At 71.1% G+C, this 15,493-nt stretch carries 14 protein-coding genes; 8 read left to right on the forward strand and 6 right to left on the reverse strand.

Going from position 1 to position 15,493, the window contains the following annotated elements; all coding sequences use genetic code 11:
* The first annotated feature begins 46 nt into the window (after positions 1-46).
* Complete coding sequence (locus CTE05_RS12280; RefSeq protein ID WP_146846521.1) at positions 47-838, forward strand: zinc ribbon domain-containing protein; 792 nt, start codon at positions 47-49, stop codon at positions 836-838.
* A gap of 20 nt (positions 839-858) precedes the next feature.
* Here the strand turns inward: CTE05_RS12280 and CTE05_RS12285 are convergent, their stop codons facing one another.
* Positions 859-1,242, reverse strand: a complete 384-nt coding sequence (locus CTE05_RS12285) for an SseB family protein (RefSeq protein ID WP_146846523.1) — start codon at positions 1,240-1,242, stop codon at positions 859-861.
* Between the two features lie 44 nt (positions 1,243-1,286).
* Positions 1,287-1,610 carry a hypothetical protein gene (locus tag CTE05_RS12290; RefSeq protein ID WP_146846525.1) on the reverse strand — a complete coding sequence of 108 codons (324 nt, stop codon included), beginning with the start codon at positions 1,608-1,610 and terminating at the stop codon, positions 1,287-1,289.
* 159 nt (positions 1,611-1,769) lie between these two features.
* Between CTE05_RS12290 and CTE05_RS12295 the strand changes: the two genes are divergently transcribed.
* Entirely contained in the window at positions 1,770-2,834 is a 1,065-nt protein-coding gene (locus tag CTE05_RS12295; protein ID WP_146846527.1) for an LLM class flavin-dependent oxidoreductase, read from the forward strand.
* Between the two features lie 3 nt (positions 2,835-2,837).
* On the opposite strand, the gene CTE05_RS12300 is transcribed toward CTE05_RS12295, so the two are convergent.
* Positions 2,838-4,304 carry a DHA2 family efflux MFS transporter permease subunit gene (locus CTE05_RS12300; protein WP_146846529.1) on the reverse strand — a complete coding sequence of 489 codons (1,467 nt, stop codon included), beginning with the start codon at positions 4,302-4,304 and terminating at the stop codon, positions 2,838-2,840.
* A gap of 148 nt (positions 4,305-4,452) precedes the next feature.
* Between CTE05_RS12300 and CTE05_RS12305 the strand changes: the two genes are divergently transcribed.
* The 4 genes from CTE05_RS12305 (at position 4,453) to CTE05_RS12320 (ending at position 9,914) form a co-directional block, all read left to right on the forward strand.
* Positions 4,453-5,337 (forward strand): HNH endonuclease, encoded by an 885-nt coding sequence (locus CTE05_RS12305; protein ID WP_186814850.1) that lies wholly within the window; start codon positions 4,453-4,455, stop codon positions 5,335-5,337.
* Between the two features lie 69 nt (positions 5,338-5,406).
* A complete protein-coding gene (locus tag CTE05_RS20835) occupies positions 5,407-6,246 on the forward strand; it encodes a nuclease-related domain-containing protein (RefSeq protein ID WP_146846533.1) in 840 nt (279 codons plus the stop codon).
* 150 nt (positions 6,247-6,396) lie between these two features.
* A complete protein-coding gene (locus tag CTE05_RS12315; protein WP_146846534.1) occupies positions 6,397-8,616 on the forward strand; it encodes a glycoside hydrolase domain-containing protein in 2,220 nt (739 codons plus the stop codon).
* A 14-nt stretch (positions 8,617-8,630) separates the two neighbouring features.
* On the forward strand, positions 8,631-9,914 hold the full coding sequence (locus CTE05_RS12320; RefSeq protein WP_186814851.1) for a glycosyltransferase: 1,284 nt from the start codon (positions 8,631-8,633) through the stop codon (positions 9,912-9,914).
* 3 nt (positions 9,915-9,917) lie between these two features.
* Here the strand turns inward: CTE05_RS12320 and CTE05_RS12325 are convergent, their stop codons facing one another.
* Positions 9,918-10,766 carry a DUF429 domain-containing protein gene (locus tag CTE05_RS12325; RefSeq protein ID WP_146846536.1) on the reverse strand — a complete coding sequence of 283 codons (849 nt, stop codon included), beginning with the start codon at positions 10,764-10,766 and terminating at the stop codon, positions 9,918-9,920.
* A gap of 168 nt (positions 10,767-10,934) precedes the next feature.
* Here CTE05_RS12325 and CTE05_RS12330 point away from each other — a divergent pair, with 168 nt between their 5' ends.
* On the forward strand, positions 10,935-12,335 hold the full coding sequence (locus tag CTE05_RS12330; RefSeq protein WP_146846538.1) for a glucose-6-phosphate dehydrogenase: 1,401 nt from the start codon (positions 10,935-10,937) through the stop codon (positions 12,333-12,335).
* A 143-nt stretch (positions 12,336-12,478) separates the two neighbouring features.
* Here the strand turns inward: CTE05_RS12330 and CTE05_RS12335 are convergent, their stop codons facing one another.
* Positions 12,479-13,267: an SCO4651 family lipoprotein gene (locus CTE05_RS12335; RefSeq protein ID WP_146846540.1), complete on the reverse strand. Its 789-nt coding sequence runs from the start codon at positions 13,265-13,267 to the stop codon at positions 12,479-12,481.
* Between the two features lie 315 nt (positions 13,268-13,582).
* On the opposite strand from CTE05_RS12335, the gene CTE05_RS12340 reads away from it, so the two are divergent.
* Positions 13,583-14,017, forward strand: a complete 435-nt coding sequence (locus CTE05_RS12340) for a hypothetical protein (RefSeq protein WP_146846542.1) — start codon at positions 13,583-13,585, stop codon at positions 14,015-14,017.
* 119 nt (positions 14,018-14,136) lie between these two features.
* Here the strand turns inward: CTE05_RS12340 and CTE05_RS12345 are convergent, their stop codons facing one another.
* Positions 14,137-15,414, reverse strand: coding sequence for an alpha/beta fold hydrolase (locus CTE05_RS12345; protein WP_307724292.1), 1,278 nt, complete (start codon positions 15,412-15,414; stop codon positions 14,137-14,139).
* Between the last annotated feature and the right edge of the window lie 79 nt (positions 15,415-15,493).

Here is a 15,493-nt window from a genome sequence, read left to right on the forward strand (position 1 = left end):
AGCGGCGCTCGGTGCGTCACACTCTCCCTAGAGACGAAGGAGCACCATGCTGACATGCCCGGCCTGTACGTCCGGAGAGCTCGAACTCGTCGAACGGTTGGCGGACGATCGCCGCACCATCCGATGCACCGCCTGCAGCCACCAGTGGACCCGAGGAGAGTCGAAGACGTCGGCCCCCCTGCCGTCCTCGTCGGCCGACCTCCAGGCCCGGTTCCCCGACCGCGCCGCCGTCGACCCCGCCCGCTGGGAGAAGGTCGCCGCCCTGGCCGCGGCGGCGCCGCCCACGGAGCCCGGGTACGACTGGACCCACTACCAGCAGGTGTTCGCGCGCGACGAGGTAGCCGACTGCGACCCCCGCGACCTGCTCTCGTTCGTGAACGAGACCCCCGGCGCGACGAACGCGACCACCGCCTCGTTCAACCGGGCGTGGAAGACGATGGGCGAGCGTGAGGCCTCCGCCCGCACCCGCAACACCATCCGCTACCTGCTGTACGGGCCGACCACGGTGCCGCTGCCCGACCGGCTCACCCGGCTGATCCTCGGCCAGGGCGGGCTCGGGATGACCGGCTTCAAGGAGCCGACCCTGACTCGCGTCCTCGTCGCCACGTCGCCCGAGTCCTACCTGCCCATCTCCACCTACGGCGCGGCGCGCGGCGGCAAGAAGGAGATCGCGCAGCGCGTCTACGGGCTGACCCTGCCCGAGGTCGCCAAGGAGCAGTTCACGATCGGCCGGCTCATCCTGTGGAGCAACGACCTGCTCGTCGACCTCGTCGAGGACGAGTTCGACGACCTCACCCAGGCCGCCGCGTTCCTCACGACCGTGAAGGTGCCCGCGTAGTCAGTCGACGCTGACACGGCTCACGGCGACTCGTCGTGCGGCCGCGTCAGCTCGTCACGCAGCTTCGCGACGGCCTCGGGCCCCAGCTCGAACCCCTGTGAGCTGCCCGGGTTGATCACGATGCCCACGTCCGTGGGCATCCGCAGCAGCACCTCGCGCACGGGCATCGTGATCGCCTCGCCCCCGAGACGCCCCTCGTCCTGGAACCGCTGCACCGACGAGAACGCCACCAGGTGGTGCGTGCCCTCACGCTGCACGAGCGCGGGGATGAACCCTTCGAAGCGCTCCCCGACCGGCCCCCCGCTGGGCACCGCGACCTGCTCGTACGCGAACCGCGTCAGCAGCTTGGCGCCGTCGATCGTGCCGGGGGCCGCCGTGCGCAGCGCCTGGTCGAAGTCCTTCATGGATGCTCCCTCGTCGTTGCGGGCGAGGTTCACGCTACCTGCGTTCAGTGCGGGGCCAGCCGGAAGAGCCGGGGTGTCACGACGGAGATCCGGCGGATCTCGAACCCCGTCCGCCTCCCCGCGACGTGCCGAGCCCACGCGTGCTCGCGGCACAGCTCCTCCGTCGACCACACCTGCCCGTGCGGCCACCCCGGAGTGTCCAGCAGGACTCCCTTGACCTCGCCTATCACGGCGACCCAGCGCAGGTCGGGTCCGGTGCTCGGCGGCTCCCCGAGGGGGTGCGCGATGGCCCAGACGGTAGAACCGAGAACCGGTTCGTTGTGGTCGGCGGCGGAGTAGAGGCGGGCGATGTCCAGCGTCGTGGCCATGCGACAAGTGCAGCGCGCCGACGTGGCCGGGACGTGGCCGGCGGCTGACGCGTGAGCGACATCCACACCTCGGACACCCGCAACAAAAGTGGACTCATCTTGTCTGCTTAACGATAGGGTCCGGCACCCGATCACCCCACCGACACCCAGGGACCCGTGATGAGCACCGACTACCTCTGGTACATCCCGAACGAGGTCGCCCCGGGGCACCGCGGTGACGCGGTCGTGCCCGACCACAACAGCCTGCAGACCCTCACCGAGCAGGCCGTCGCGCTCGAGGACCACGGCTGGACCGGCGCGCTGCTCGGCACCGGCTGGGGTCGGCCCGACACGTTCACCGTCGCCACGGCGATGGCCGCCCGCACCACCACCTTCGAGCCGCTCATCGCGATCCGGCCCGGCTACTGGCGGCCCGCCAACTTCGCGTCGGCCGCCGCAACCCTGGACCACCTCACGGGCGGGCGCGTCCGCATCAACGTCGTCTCGGGCAAGGACAACCTCGGCGCCTACGGCGACAGCGAGGGCGACCAGGCGGACCGCTACGCCCGCACACGGGAGTTCCTCCAGGTGGTCCGACGCCTCTGGACGCAGGAGGACGTCCACTACGAGGGTGACCACTTCCAGGTGACCGGGTCCACCGTCGTCCCCCGGATCGAGCCTCGCGACGGTCGCCCCCACCCGACCCTCTACTTCGGCGGTGCGTCGGAGGCCGCCGAACGCGTCGCCGCCGCCGAGGCCGACGTCCAGCTCTTCTGGGGCGAGCCGCTCGCCGGGGTGCAGGACCGCATCCAGCGCCTGCGCGCGCTCAGCGACGAGGTGGGACGGGAGCACGCCCCGCTGCAGTTCGGTCTGCGGGTCACCACCCTGGTCCGCGACACCACCGAGCAGGCCTGGGCCGACGCCGAGGCGAAGGTCGCCCGCATGGCCTCGACGCACGGGGCCAACCCGCCGAACCCGCACCGTCGGACCGCCGTCGGCCAGCGCCGCCTCCTCGACCTGGCCGAGCAGGGCGACGTGCTCGACGACAACCTCTACACCGCGCCCGGTCGTTACGGCGGCGGCGGCGCCGGCACGACGTGGCTCGTCGGGTCCGCCGCCGACGTCGCGAGATCCCTCCGGAAGTACGAGGACCTCGGCATCACCCACTTCGTGCTGTCCGACACCCCGTACCTGCAGGAGATCGAACGGCAGGGCAGCCAGCTCCTCCCCCTGCTGCAGGGCTGAGCGCTACTCGGTCGGCGGTGGGCCTCCGTCCACCTGCTTCGGCAGGACGAACACCAGCGCGAAGCTCACGACGGCCAGCACCGCGCTGACAGCCATCGCGTGGGCGGCGGCGTCGACGAACGCCTGCGCGATCTGCGCGGGGTCCTTGCTGGTGAGGTGCAGGGTGCCGAACAGGACGCTGCCGATGACGGCGATGCCGATGGCCGACCCGACGCGCTGCATCACGCTGATCACCCCGCTGGCCGCGCCGGCCTCGGACCGGTTGACGGTCGCGACGATGAACTGCGCGTTCGGCGCGATGAACAGCCCGCTGCCGATGCCGGCGATCAGCAGCGGAAGGAGCAGGTCCCAGTTCACGAGGTCGGGCGCCGGCACCCACCGCAGGATGAGCCACGTCGCCACGAGCCCGGCCGCGACCATCCCCGTTCCGACGACGAGCACCGTCCGGCCCAGCCGCTTCGCCAGCCGGTTGCTCTGCGAGGCACCGACGATGCTCCCGAGGGCGAACGGCACCGCCACGATGCCGGACTCGAGCGCCGTGTGGCCGAGCCCCGCCTGCCACAGCAGCGAGATGGTGAAGAAGATGCTGGTGAACGCGGCGAAGTAGACCAGCGCGAGGATCGTGCCGCCGGTGAACGCCGGATGTGCGAAGAGGTGCGGCGGGACCATCGGGTTGTCGTCCTCGATGCGCTTCTCCCACAGCGCGAACGCCACGATCAGGAGGACCCCGGCCGCGAGCGTGACGAACGTCCACGCCGGCCACCCCTTGTCCTGCCCCTCGATCAGCGGCACCAGCAGCGCGATCAACCCGGCGGTCAGCAGCACGAGCCCGACGAGGTCGTACCCGTCCTTCGCCTTGGTCGCCGCCCCGGCCGGCAGGACCTTCGCGGCAGCGACCAGCGCGACGACACCGATCGGCAGGTTGACCCAGAACACGAGGCGCCAGCCGTTCTCGTCGCCGAACGCCTCGATGATCAGACCACCCAGGATCGGACCCAGGGCCGTCGAGACACCGATGACCGAGCCCAGGATGGCGAACGCCTTGCCCCGCACCTGCGCAGGGAACAGCAGCTGGATGAACGCCGTGACTGCCGGGACGAAGATGCCGCCCGCGAGCCCTTGGACGACTCGCGCGACGATCAGCTGGAGGCTGTTCTGGGCGAGCCCGCAGAAGAGGCTGGCCAGGGTGAAGAGCAGCAGGCCGGTGAAGAACACCCACTTGTGCCCGATGCGGTCGCCGATCCGGCCCGCGGGGATCAGCGCGATCCCGAACGCCAGCGCGTAGCCGCTGATGATCCAGCTCAGCGTCGCCTCGCTCGCGTCCAGGCTGACCTGGATCGTCGGGAGGGCGACGTTGACGATCGTCGTGTCGAGCAGAGCCATGAACATGCCGGCCATGAGCACGACGAGCGCGTTCCACGCGGAGCGGGGGACGGTGGGGAGCTGACTGCGGGACACAACCTCGTTCACGTGCTCGCCCTTCCGGACACTCGACAAACCCCACACGCGACCTTCGCAGCGCGACGCAGCCCCGGGCCTTGTCGCGATCATGGCAGCAGACGCCCGGCCTCGCGGGTTGAGCCTTGCGTACACCCGCCGCATCTGGTCAGCTCACGAGATGGATACCGTGGTCGAGGCAGCGCTTCGGACCCGGATCATGGATTGGATACGCATCCGCGCCGAAGCGAATGGTGGATTTCTGCATCGGCAGGAGCTCTTGAGCTTTCGCATCGACGGCCGCGACCTACCGATCATCGACTTCTCGCGCGGCATCCGGAATCCGGCCGGACTGTCGTCGACGCTGGCGATCGTGGCATCGGCGACCGGCCCGTACGACGACACAGAGTCTAAAGATGGACTCCTCCACTATGCGTATCGGAGCGGCGACGCATTCAGCGGAGACAACCGGAAGATGCGAGCGGCGATAGAGACGGGAATGCCGCTGATCCTCTTTCGCAAGGAGGTCGCCAACTATTACACCCCGGTGATGCCGGTGTACGTCGTCGACGACTATCCCGAGGAGCGAACCTTCCTCGTCGCGCTCGACGAGGCGTTCCGCTACATGGGCGATCTCCGCGATCTCGACGTGCGTCAGCGCGAGTACGCGATTCGACTTGCGAAGCAACGACTGCACCAGCCGGCCTTCCGGACGCGGGTGCTCCTGGCCTATGACACCAGGTGCGCGGTCTGCACGCTCAAGCACGGTTCGCTGCTCGATGCCGCGCACATCGTTCCGGACACGGAGGTCCTGGGCGTTCCGACGACGCCGAACGGACTCGCACTCTGCAAGATCCATCACGCCGCCTACGACCAGAACATGCTCGGCATCACCCCCGACTATCGCGTCGAGATAGCCGTCGATGTGATGGCCGAGGTCGACGGACCGATGCTCCGCCACGGCATTCAGGAGATGCACGGCCGGGAGCTCACGCTCCCGCGTCGCCGCGCGGACCACCCCGATCGCGCGCTGCTCGCCTGGCGATGGGAACGCTTCAGGAGATGACGCAAGTCAAACGACTGCCGGTGGAGCCATGGCCTCAAGGTGCGAGCCCGACCAGCCGACAGGGCACCCATGGGCGAGGCGGGCTTCGGCGCAGAGGAACAGGCCAGTCGACGGGCTCGCCGCGTCGCGCAGCTGCGAGCCGAGGAAGCGCGAAGCTGTGAGCTCGATGCCGAGGTTCAGGCGCGCCTCGTTCGCGCACAGCGCGACCAGCGCGCATGGTCTGCGGGAGCCGAGGGCGAACGCCTCGTCGCGGCAGCAATCGAGAGCACAGCCCGATACGGATGGGCCGTCCTCCACGATCTGCATTGGCCAGGTCGCCCCAAGGCAAATCTTGACCATGTGGCTCTGGGACCCGGCGGCGTCATCCTGGTCGATGCCAAGAACTGGTCGGGCGACGTCACTATCGTCGATGGTCGCCTTCGCCAGAATGGGTATGACCGGACTCCCCAGGTCGAGTCTGTCGCCTCTGCCGCGGCTGATCTCTCCGCTGAGCTGGCGCCGCCTCACAGATCAGCCGTACGCGGCATCGTGTGCCTGGCCAGCCAGGATCTGCCACCGACGTCGTCCTCCCTGGGTGTTGTCGTCGTGGGGCGCGTGCACCTCCCGGCGTACTTGGCGAGCCTGCCGTATCGCCTGTCTCCGTTCGACGTCGCCGATGTCGGGCGATATCTCGAGAGTCATCTCGGCGGTGCCACGAGTCCCGGCGTTCCGACCCCGAGAAAGCGCAGGCCGAGCAGCCGGACAGTGCAGAAGCGACGCGAGGGAGCGGTCCAGCGCCCCACGACTCGATCGAGAGGGTCATCGAAGGCCCGGCAGTCATCCTGCGCTAGCGCTCTCGGCCGGCTCTTCATCGTGGGCGTGGGTCTCGTCGTCCTCCTGAACGTTCTCTCCAACGTCAGCGGTCGCTGAGACATCGACGGGGGTCCGTGAGGACACCCGACACGCTCGTAACCCGCCAGACACACTCCCCCCGTACCGTCCCCCTCAACGAGGCATAGACGCAGGCGTCGCCCGCACGCGACCCTGACGTCCGGTGACGACGAGCGCGAGGAGCGGCGGATGTTCGAACGCGTCGACCCGTTCATCGGCACGGAGGCGACGAGCCTGCCGCCGCAGCAGGGGATCGCCACGACGTGGTGGTGGCCGAAGCCGCAGGTCGGCAACACGCACCCGGGGGCCACGTACCCGTTGGGCATGGTCAGTGCGTGCGCGTACAGCGGCGCGTACCCGACGGGCTACGGCCGCTACGACCTGGGCACCGAGGGTCTCCCGACGGAGCTGTACGACCGGCAGGTCGCGAGCGGCTTCACGCACTTCCAGCAGTCGGGGACGGGCGCGATCCGCAAGTACTACAACTACTTCCGCGTGACGCCGATGCTGCAGCCGCTGGACGACCTGGGTCAGCTGTGGGACGTCGTCGACGAGAGCGCTGAGCCGGGCTACTACTCGGCGACGCTGGAGTCGGGCATCCGGGCGGAGATCACGGTCGGCCCCAAGAGTGCCGTGCACCGGTACACGTTTCCTGCGCACCGGGACGCGCGGCTGGTCATCGACTTCTCGCTCGGGGGCTTGTCGATCCCGCATGGGCGGACGGTGCCGCTGCGGGCGCACCTGCACTCGATCAGCCCGGGGATCGCGCAGGGCGAGATCGTCGTCGAGGGTGCTCCGCTGGCGATCCACGTGGAGTGCGACGACCCGCGCTGGCGACAGCTGCTCTGGTACGACCGCCGGCTCATGCCGGGTGGGACGCGGCTGGACTTCGACCGGATCCGGCCGACGACGTTGCGGCCGTTCGGCTTGATGTGGGCGGGTCCGTCGGAACCCGGTCAGGTGGTGGAGCTGCGGTTCGGGTTCTCGTTGCGCGGCGTCGACCAGGCACGGGAGAACCTCGAGCGGGAGTGCGGGCCGGGGCCGTCGAGCTTTGCGACGAGGCGCGCGGCGACGGCCGAGGTCTGGCAGGACGCCCTGAGCAAGATCCGGGTGGACACCCCGTCGAAGGACAAGCAGACCGTCTTCTCGACCGCGCTGTACCACTCGCTGATCAAGCCGTGCCTGGCGCCCGACGAGTCGCCGTTCTGGCCGGCCGACGGGCCGTTCGCGTTCGACCTGGCGACGATGTGGGACATCTATCGGACGCAGCTGCCGCTGCTGACGACGCTCCTGCCGGACAAGGCCGTCGAGCTGGCGAACGCGTTGCTGTACATCTCGGAGGAGGAGGGGAACCTCCCCATCGGGTACCGGATGGCTCGTGGTGCCGACCAGTTCAGCCGGCAGGCGTCGGCGCTGGCGCACACGTTCCTCGCCGACCTGTGCCAGCTCGGGCTCCCGGGCATGGACTGGGACTGGGCGTTGGTGCACATGCACAACGACCTGCGCCGGACGTACGGCGAGGACTTCCTGCTGCGCGGCAAGGTGCACCCGATCAGCCACACGCTGGACCTGGCGTTCGGGTACTGGTGCACGTCGCAGATCGCGGCGCACGTCGGGGACCCGGCGCTGGTCGAGCAGTTCACGCCGCTGGCCGCCCGCTGGGTCAACGCGTTCGACGAGGAGACGGGCCTGCTGCAGGACTCCACCTACTACGAGGGCGGCCGCTGGAACTACTCGTTCCGGCTGCTGCACGACATGGCGGCCCGCATCAAGCTCTCAGGCGGCGACGACGCGTTCGTCGCGCAGCTCGACGAGTTCTTCGGCTTCGGCGCGCCCGCCGTGACCCAGCCGGGGCTGCGGCCTGCCATCGAGGAGATGGCCGCGGGGTACGCGCTGAACCGGTTCGAGGGCCTGAACAACGAGCCCGACATGGAGGCGCCGTGGTCGTACCACTACGCGGGCCGTCCGGACCGGACCGCCGAGGTCGTCCAGGCGATCGTGCAGAACCAGTTCGGCACCGGTCGCGGCGGGCTGCCCGGCAACGACGACTCCGGCGGGCTGTCGTCGTGGTTCGTGTGGGCGTCGCTGGGGCTGTTCCCCGTCGCGGGCCAGAACCTGTTCCTCATCAGCGCGCCCGCGTGGCGGGAGTCGAGCATCGACGTCGGCGACCGCAACCTCACGATCGAGACCACCGGGTTCGTCGAACCGACCCCCGACGGACCCACGCAGTACGTCCAGTCGGTCCACCTCGACGGCGACCGGCTCGACCGCACGTGGCTCACGGGCACGGAGCTTCATCGCGGCGGACGCCTGCACCTGGAGCTCGGCCCGACACCGAGCGCCTGGGGCACCACCGTCCGGCCGCCGTCCGTGAGCACCCACCCCCCGACCGCCGCGCTGCGGCGCTGATCCCAGGAGTCGCCGTGTTCCCGAACCGCCGTCTCGTCATCGTCGTCCGCGCCGACCCGGTCATCTGCGGCCACTCGGGCGAGGCCCGCAACCTCGCCGAGGCCGCCCTGCAGCGGGGCTTCGACGACGTCCGCATCGTCACGTGGCCCATCGACCGGCTGCAGGCGACCGGGCTCCCCCTCAAGCCGCTCGACGGCGTGCTGCCGTACTCGCCGGGGATCACCGTCGAGCGCCCCGAACCCGTCGGCGACTACAAGGTTCCCGACGGGCGCTGGCTCGCAGGGATCGTCGGCCGCCTGGTGGAGCTGTTCACGGACGGCGTCCCGACGGTCGCGATGTCGCTGTACCTGAGCCCGCACTCCCTGGCCGTGGCCGACGCGGTGCACGTCGCCCGGCGGACCGGTCTGCCGGTGAACGTCACGACCGTCGCGGAGGCCGTCGGCTCCGACGTCACCAACGTCGTCCGTGCCTGCGTCGAGAAGGACGAGTTCGGCGCCGCGGCGCACGTGCTGTCCAGCTACCTGGAGCACGACGTGTGCCTCGCGGTCAGCGACTACACGCGCGAGCTGATCATCGCCGAGGCCGCCGCCATCGACGCCAAGCACGGCACCACGTTCGCCGCCCAGTGCCGCGAGCGCGTCTCGGTCTCGTACCCCGCGATCGACGTCGGCTCGTACCTCGACCTCGACGCGGCCGAGAGCGCGAACGTCCTCGAGAGGCGGGGCCTGACCTCGGACGGCTACGTCCTGTTCCTCTCGCGTCTCGCGCACGCCAAGGGCGTCGACGACCTCATCGCCGGCTTCGAGCAGAGCCGTGGCTGCGACGACCTCCGCCTCGTCGTCGCCGGCAACGGTCCCGACGCCGCCCGCCTCCAGGAGATCGCCGCCACCTCTCCCGCCGCCGACCGCATCGTGTTCTTCGACGACGTGGACGACGACGAGAAGGCCCACCTCATGGCCGGCTCCGCCGCGTACGTGCTGCCGAGCAAGCCGCGGCCGGAGTTCGTCGAGACGTTCGGCATCGCGCTGGCCGAGAAGATGCTGGCCGGGGGCGGCCCCGTCATCACCACGGACACCGGAGGCATCGGCGAGGCCGTCGGAGACACCGCCGTCATCGTCCCCGTCGAGGACCCGGCCGCGATCGCCGCGGCCCTCGATCGCGTCCTCGCCCTGTCCCCCGACGAGCGCGCCGACTGGGAGACCCGCGCGCGCCTGCACGCCCTGCAGTTCGACCGCGGGGCCGTGCTGGACGCGATCCTCGACCGGGTCGCGCGTGTGCTGTGGGTGCCGGTCGGGTAGAGGTCAACGCTGTCGGGCGATCGCCGCCAGCCGCTCGGCCTCCTGGCGGGTCAGGCTCGGGACCGCCGTCCGGAACTCGTCGGCGAGGTCAGCACGCGGTGTGCGTCCCGCCGGGGGCACCGAGGCCGTGCCCGGGACGACGATGTAGCCGCTGTCGACGTCGCCGAGCACCCGCATCGTCGGCGAGCCCGTGCCCCAGAGCCAGGCGAGGTACGCACACAGCACCGCGTCGACCTCGTCCTCGACCCGGTCGAGGTCCACGATCCGTTCGGCTGAGGCCACGGCCGACCGGATCTCCGCCCACCGCGGCGAGGCCGTCAGCCCGAGCGGCTCGTCGCACACGCGCTCCATGTGGTCGAGCAGGGAGGCGAAGGCTGTCTTCAGGGCACTGACGTCCCGGCCACGCTTCGCCTTGTACGGCAGCACCGTCGCCAGCGCGAAGAGCACCACCATCGCGGGATGCGGGTAGACCTCGATCGCCACCGATCGGTCGCGCCCGGGCGGGGTCGCCGGGTCGGGATCCCACCCGAACCGCTGGCACAGGGTCTCTCCCCGCGGAGGGTCGAACAGGGGTCGCGAGCGGTTCGACGGGTACGCGCCCGCGTTGTAGCGCCCGAACTCCCGGGTGATCAGCTGCTCCGCGACGCGCGAACCTGTGGCGTTCGGGACGATCAGCGGGGCGTCGATCGCGGCGACGACCGCGCCGGACGTGTGCGCGTCGACGAACGCGGCGATCTCGTCGTCGGTGATCGCGCTCGTCGACGCGACGAGCCGGCCGTCCTCGTCCAGTGCCGCGAGGCCGGTCCTCGCTCGCGCGGCCCACGCGAGATCGATACCGAGATAGGTCGTCATGCCAGGACCCCGAACGTCGGGCGAAGGGAGCGGGCGTCGGCGAGGACGCCGCGCTGCTGGCCATGATGGATCCCCCGCGCCCGTCGGACCATCCGTCCCGCCGCGCGCTCGTCGGCACGCGAACGTACGGTCGAGGCTCCGCCCGTCACGTCGTGAGGACCCAGCCCGATGGCGCCCACCGAACCGTTGATCTTCGTCCTGCACGGTGCCCGCGGTGACCTCGCGAAGCGCATGGTGCTCCCCGCGCTGGCCACGCTGCAGCGGCGTGGGCTGCTGCCGGAGCGTTGGGCGCTGCTCGGCACGGGACGCACGCCGATCAGCTCGCACGACTTCGACGAGCTCCTGCGCGCCGCCGTCGAGGAGTTCGGCGACGACGAGGCCGCGGCGGGCGTCCCGGAGCTGACCAAGCACACCGCGTACTGCGGGGACGTCAGCGAGGACGACAGCGCCGACGAGCTCCCGGGCGAGCTCGACCGGCTGCGCGAGGTGCTGGGCGGCGACGTCACCGTCATCCACTACCTCGCGGTCCCGCCGTCGTCCTTCGCCCCGATCACCCGCGCGCTGAAGAAGGCCGGGCTCACCGACGGCATCCGGATCGTCTACGAGAAGCCGTACGGCACCTCGCTGGAGACGTTCCGCGAGCTGGACGCGATCGTGCACGACGCGTTCGACGAGGAGCAGGTGTTCCGGATCGACCACTTCCTGGGCAAGGAGGCGACCCAGAACCTGCACGTCCTGCGGTTCGCCAACGAGCTGTTCGGGGGCATCTGGAACCGGCGGCACGTCGCGCAGGTCCAGATCGACGTGCCCGAGACGCTCGACGTCGCGCAGCGGGCGGAGTTCTACGACGCGACCGGCGCCGCGCTCGACATGCTGGTCACGCACCTGTTCCAGGTGGCCGCCGAGGTCGCGATGGAGCCGCCGCACCGGCTCGACGCCGCGAACCTGGGCACGGCCCGTGAGGACGTCATCGCGCACTTCCGCCCGCTGGACCCGGACGACGACGTGGTGCTCGGCCAGTTCGAGGGGTACCGCGACATCGCGGACGTGCCGGACGACTCGACGACCGACACGTTCGTCGCCGCGCGCCTCTGGGTCGACACCCCGCGGTGGGAGGGGGTGCCGTTCCTGCTGCGCACCGGCAAGCGGATGGCCGCGTCGGCGCAGCAGGTGACGCTGGTGCTGCGGACGCCCGACGAGCTGTTCGGCTCGCCCGTCGGCCCCAACCGCGTGGTCGTGTCCCTGGCGGGGTCGGGCGAGCTGAAGGTCACGACGACGGTCAAGAAGCCCGGCGCGTTCCTCGAGCTCGGCACCGGTACCGCCGACCTGGCGCTCGCGGACGTCGAGCCCGGCGAGTCCCTGCCCCCGTACGCGGGGCTGCTGGAGGACGTGCTCGTCGGCGACCGCACCCTCTTCACCACGGCCACCGGGCTCGAAGCCGCGTGGATCGCGTTCGCCCCGCTGCTCGGCGAGGACCGCCCGGCGCCCGAGCCGTACGCGGTCGGGTCGTGGGGACCGGCGTCGGCGGACCGGCTGGCGGAACCGCACGGGTGGGCGCTGGGCGACTGACGGTGGGGCTCACGGACGCGGTGCTCGGCGGGACGCTGCGCGTGATGACGATCCCGTGACCGCGCGACTCCTGGTGCTTGCCGTACCAGGGGCCCGCACGGCCGCGCGGCCGGCGGCCCGCTCACCGCGGGCCGCCAGGTCGGTCACATGGTCGGTGCGGCCGTGACCTGGTCGGCGGGCGGGGCCTCGATGGTCACCGGTCCGCCCCAGTTGCTGAACGTCATCTCGATGTGCGACCCCAGCAGGTCCATGGAGAGCTTGCGCGGCAGCTGGTCGTCCCCGACCCAGTACGTGTAGGTGATCTGCGCGGGCACCTCGACGCCCGCCTCCGCGGCGGCGGCGAACTGCTCGGCCGACCTCCCGGCGATCTTGCTGGTGTCCACCACGACGTCGTACGGCTGCGCGCTGACGCCGTCGAGCTCCTCCACGGCGCCGGACTTCTCGACGGACACCAGCGCCGGGACGAGCGCCTCGAGGCTGTCGGCGGCGCTGGCCTGTCCCGTCGACCCGGCGAACCCGGCCGTGAGGGGGTTCGAGGTGTCGGTGGGGTCGAGCTGCCAGAACAGACCGCCGGTGAGCTCGCCCATGTTGACGTACATCTGGCCGCCGACGAGGCGGATGTCGAGGGGTGCCGCCATCTCGGGGCTGCTCATCGAGAGGGTCATCTCGGTGCCTGCGTCGCTGACCCGCGCCTGCCCCTGTGCCGTCATCGAGGCGCCTGCGACCTCGGTGACCATCGTCGTGTCGTACGTCTGCGCGGCCAGCATCGCGGCGGCGATGTCGGGCAGGTTCTCCGTGGTCAGCACGAAGCCGGCGGGCTCGACGACCGTCTCCTCGGTGGCCGACGCGCTGGCGTCGAGCCCGGCCGGTGCCTCGGGGGCTGCACCCCCGCACGCGGTCAGCGACCAGGCGAGGACGGCAGCGGCAGGCACCGCGAGGAGACGACGGGAAACGCGCACGGGGAGGCTCCAGGGGCAGGTCAGAGGGTCGGCGGGTGGCGTCTGGCGCCCACCCGGGGAGCCACCCTGCCACACGGGACAGGTCGACTCGCCGGTCGGTGGGGTGATCTGTGGACGGACGGATCCTTCCGCTGCCGCCGCCATCCATGTCGGGTTCGCCGCTGCCGTCGCGGTCGCCGACGAGACCTGAGCGTCGGCACGGGCGTCGGGTGCGGTGCTCGGGGCTGGTGCGCGGCGGACGTCGCGGGTCGACGTGCGGGAAGGGGTGGGCGCGGCGACCATCGACGCATGGCTGATGAGCGCGACGACGACCACCGACCGCCGCCCGGCACCTCCGAGCAGACGGTCGACGCCGTCGGTGCGCTGACGGCGGCGTTCGAGGTGGTCGAGCACGCGCGGGGGATGCTCTACGCGTTCCACCGGCTCACGGGCCGCGCGGACAAGGAGCTGGCGGAGGCCCTGGACCAGCTGGCAGAGGCCGGGCACCAGGACCTGGCCGACGAGCTCCGCGCCGAGCTCGTCGGCCGCAACGTGCTGCCGGGCCGGTGGACGTTCCAGGTCGTCGAGGCGTACGACGAGGAGTACTACCGGGTCTTCGAGGCGGCCGAGCAGCGCGTCTGCGACGAGCTCATGGCGGGCCGCCGCCACGTCTACGAGGCGGGCCTGAAGGAGCAGAACCGCACCCACGGCCGCCCGGGCCACGAGCCGACGCCGGAGGCGTGAGGACGGCACCGGCCGACTCCGCCGGGCGAGGACGGCAGTCTGCGACGAGGACGGCAGTTCCGACTGCCGCTCTCGTCGGAAAGTGCCGCGCTCGCCGGGCGACGCCGGTCAGCGGCCGGTCAGCGGCCCGTGACGCGGGCCTTGCCCGCTGCCAGGTCGAACAGCCTCGGGAGGATCGTGTCGCCGGCGGCGCGCAGGCCGTCGTGCAGGTGCTCGTTCGTGATCCAGACGTCGAGGTTGCCGACGGGGGTCGCCAGGGCGAGGTCCAGGTCGACGTACGGGTCGTCGTAGTACTGCACGGCGGCGACGGGCACCTCGTTCGCCGCGAGCGCGTCCAGGTCGTACAGGGCGGGCCACTCGGTCCGGGCCGCGAGCGCCTCGGCGGCCGCGCGGAACGGTCGCAGCGCGGCGTGCTGCTCGTACATCCAGGGGAAGATCGTCTCGCCGGTGAGCTGCAGCGGGCGGGCGGACGGGTCGAACGACGGCCACCGGTCGCGCTCGGACTGTGCTGCCCAGCCGGGCTCGCGGTGGCCCTGGTGGTAGATGACCTCCTGGAGGACGGCGTACAGGGGGTTGCTGTCGAACCCGGTGTGCTGGACGACGGATCCCAGGAACGCGTCCGACAGCGCACCGGAGGGGGTCAGTGCGGTGTCGAGCAGCCAGTGGAGCTCGTCGATCCCCGTGCTCATCCCGAGCCCGTGCCCGAGCTGCTGGAGCCGCTCGACGGTGAACGGCTCGCCGGTGGGCAGGACGACCGACCCGTCGGAGAGGAGGTCGGCGATCGCGCCGAGCACGGGGACGTCGGACGGGTGCAGGCGCGCGAGCTCGCGGTTGCGGGCGGCCTGGCGCTGGAACGTCGCCGCGTAGACGGCTTCGGCGTCGACGGTGGCCGGCGGCAGCCCACCGGTGACGAAGCACCGGGTGAGCGCGTCTGGGTGCTGCGACAGGTAGGTCAACGTGAGGAACCCGCCGTAGGACTGCCCCAGCGTCGCCCACTGCCGACCCCCGTAGACGGTCGCCCTCAGGTGCTCGGCATCGGCGACGATCGCGTCGCCGCGGAAGCACGCCAGGTAGCCCGCTGCGTCCTCGATGCCGCCGATCACGCGCCCGTCGACGGGCGACGACCGTCCGGTCCCCCGCTGGTCGAGCAGGATCAGCCGGTACTTCTCCAGCGCGGCGGCGACCCAGCCGCCGCCGAGCGGTCTCGGCCCTTGTCCGCCCGGTCCACCCTGCAGGAAGAGCAGCAGCGGCAGGTCGTCGGACGCCTTCTCCGGGTCGACGAGCTCGCGGGCGAACACCTCGATCGAGCCGAACCGGTCGGGTGCCGACCAGTCGACCGGCACCTCGACCCGGTGCTCGCGGACGGTGAACCCGGTCATCGCATACTCGCGCGTCACGTCGGCCAGCCTAGGGTCGACCCCGAAGGACCACCGAGGAGGACCCCTGAGCACCGATGTCGGCTTCCGCTCCGAGCGC

It is taken from the genome of Cellulomonas terrae (genome assembly GCF_007990265.1).
GTDB classification, from domain to species: domain Bacteria; phylum Actinomycetota; class Actinomycetes; order Actinomycetales; family Cellulomonadaceae; genus Cellulomonas; species Cellulomonas terrae.

Bases quoted from the DNA above. Each gene is read 5' to 3' on its own strand.
- CTE05_RS12280 (WP_146846521.1), top strand. From the start codon at position 47: ATGCTGACATGCCCGGCCTGTACGTCCGGAGAGCTCGAACTCGTCGAA.
- CTE05_RS12285 (WP_146846523.1), bottom strand. From the start codon at position 1,242: ATGAAGGACTTCGACCAGGCGCTGCGCACGGCGGCCCCCGGCACGATC.
- CTE05_RS12290 (WP_146846525.1), bottom strand. From the start codon at position 1,610: ATGGCCACGACGCTGGACATCGCCCGCCTCTACTCCGCCGCCGACCAC.
- CTE05_RS12295 (WP_146846527.1), top strand. From the start codon at position 1,770: ATGAGCACCGACTACCTCTGGTACATCCCGAACGAGGTCGCCCCGGGG.
- CTE05_RS12305 (WP_186814850.1), top strand. From the start codon at position 4,453: ATGGATACCGTGGTCGAGGCAGCGCTTCGGACCCGGATCATGGATTGG.
- CTE05_RS20835 (WP_146846533.1), top strand. From the start codon at position 5,407: ATGGGCGAGGCGGGCTTCGGCGCAGAGGAACAGGCCAGTCGACGGGCT.
- CTE05_RS12315 (WP_146846534.1), top strand. From the start codon at position 6,397: ATGTTCGAACGCGTCGACCCGTTCATCGGCACGGAGGCGACGAGCCTG.
- CTE05_RS12325 (WP_146846536.1), bottom strand. From the start codon at position 10,766: ATGACGACCTATCTCGGTATCGATCTCGCGTGGGCCGCGCGAGCGAGG.
- CTE05_RS12330 (WP_146846538.1), top strand. From the start codon at position 10,935: ATGGCGCCCACCGAACCGTTGATCTTCGTCCTGCACGGTGCCCGCGGT.
- CTE05_RS12340 (WP_146846542.1), top strand. From the start codon at position 13,583: ATGGCTGATGAGCGCGACGACGACCACCGACCGCCGCCCGGCACCTCC.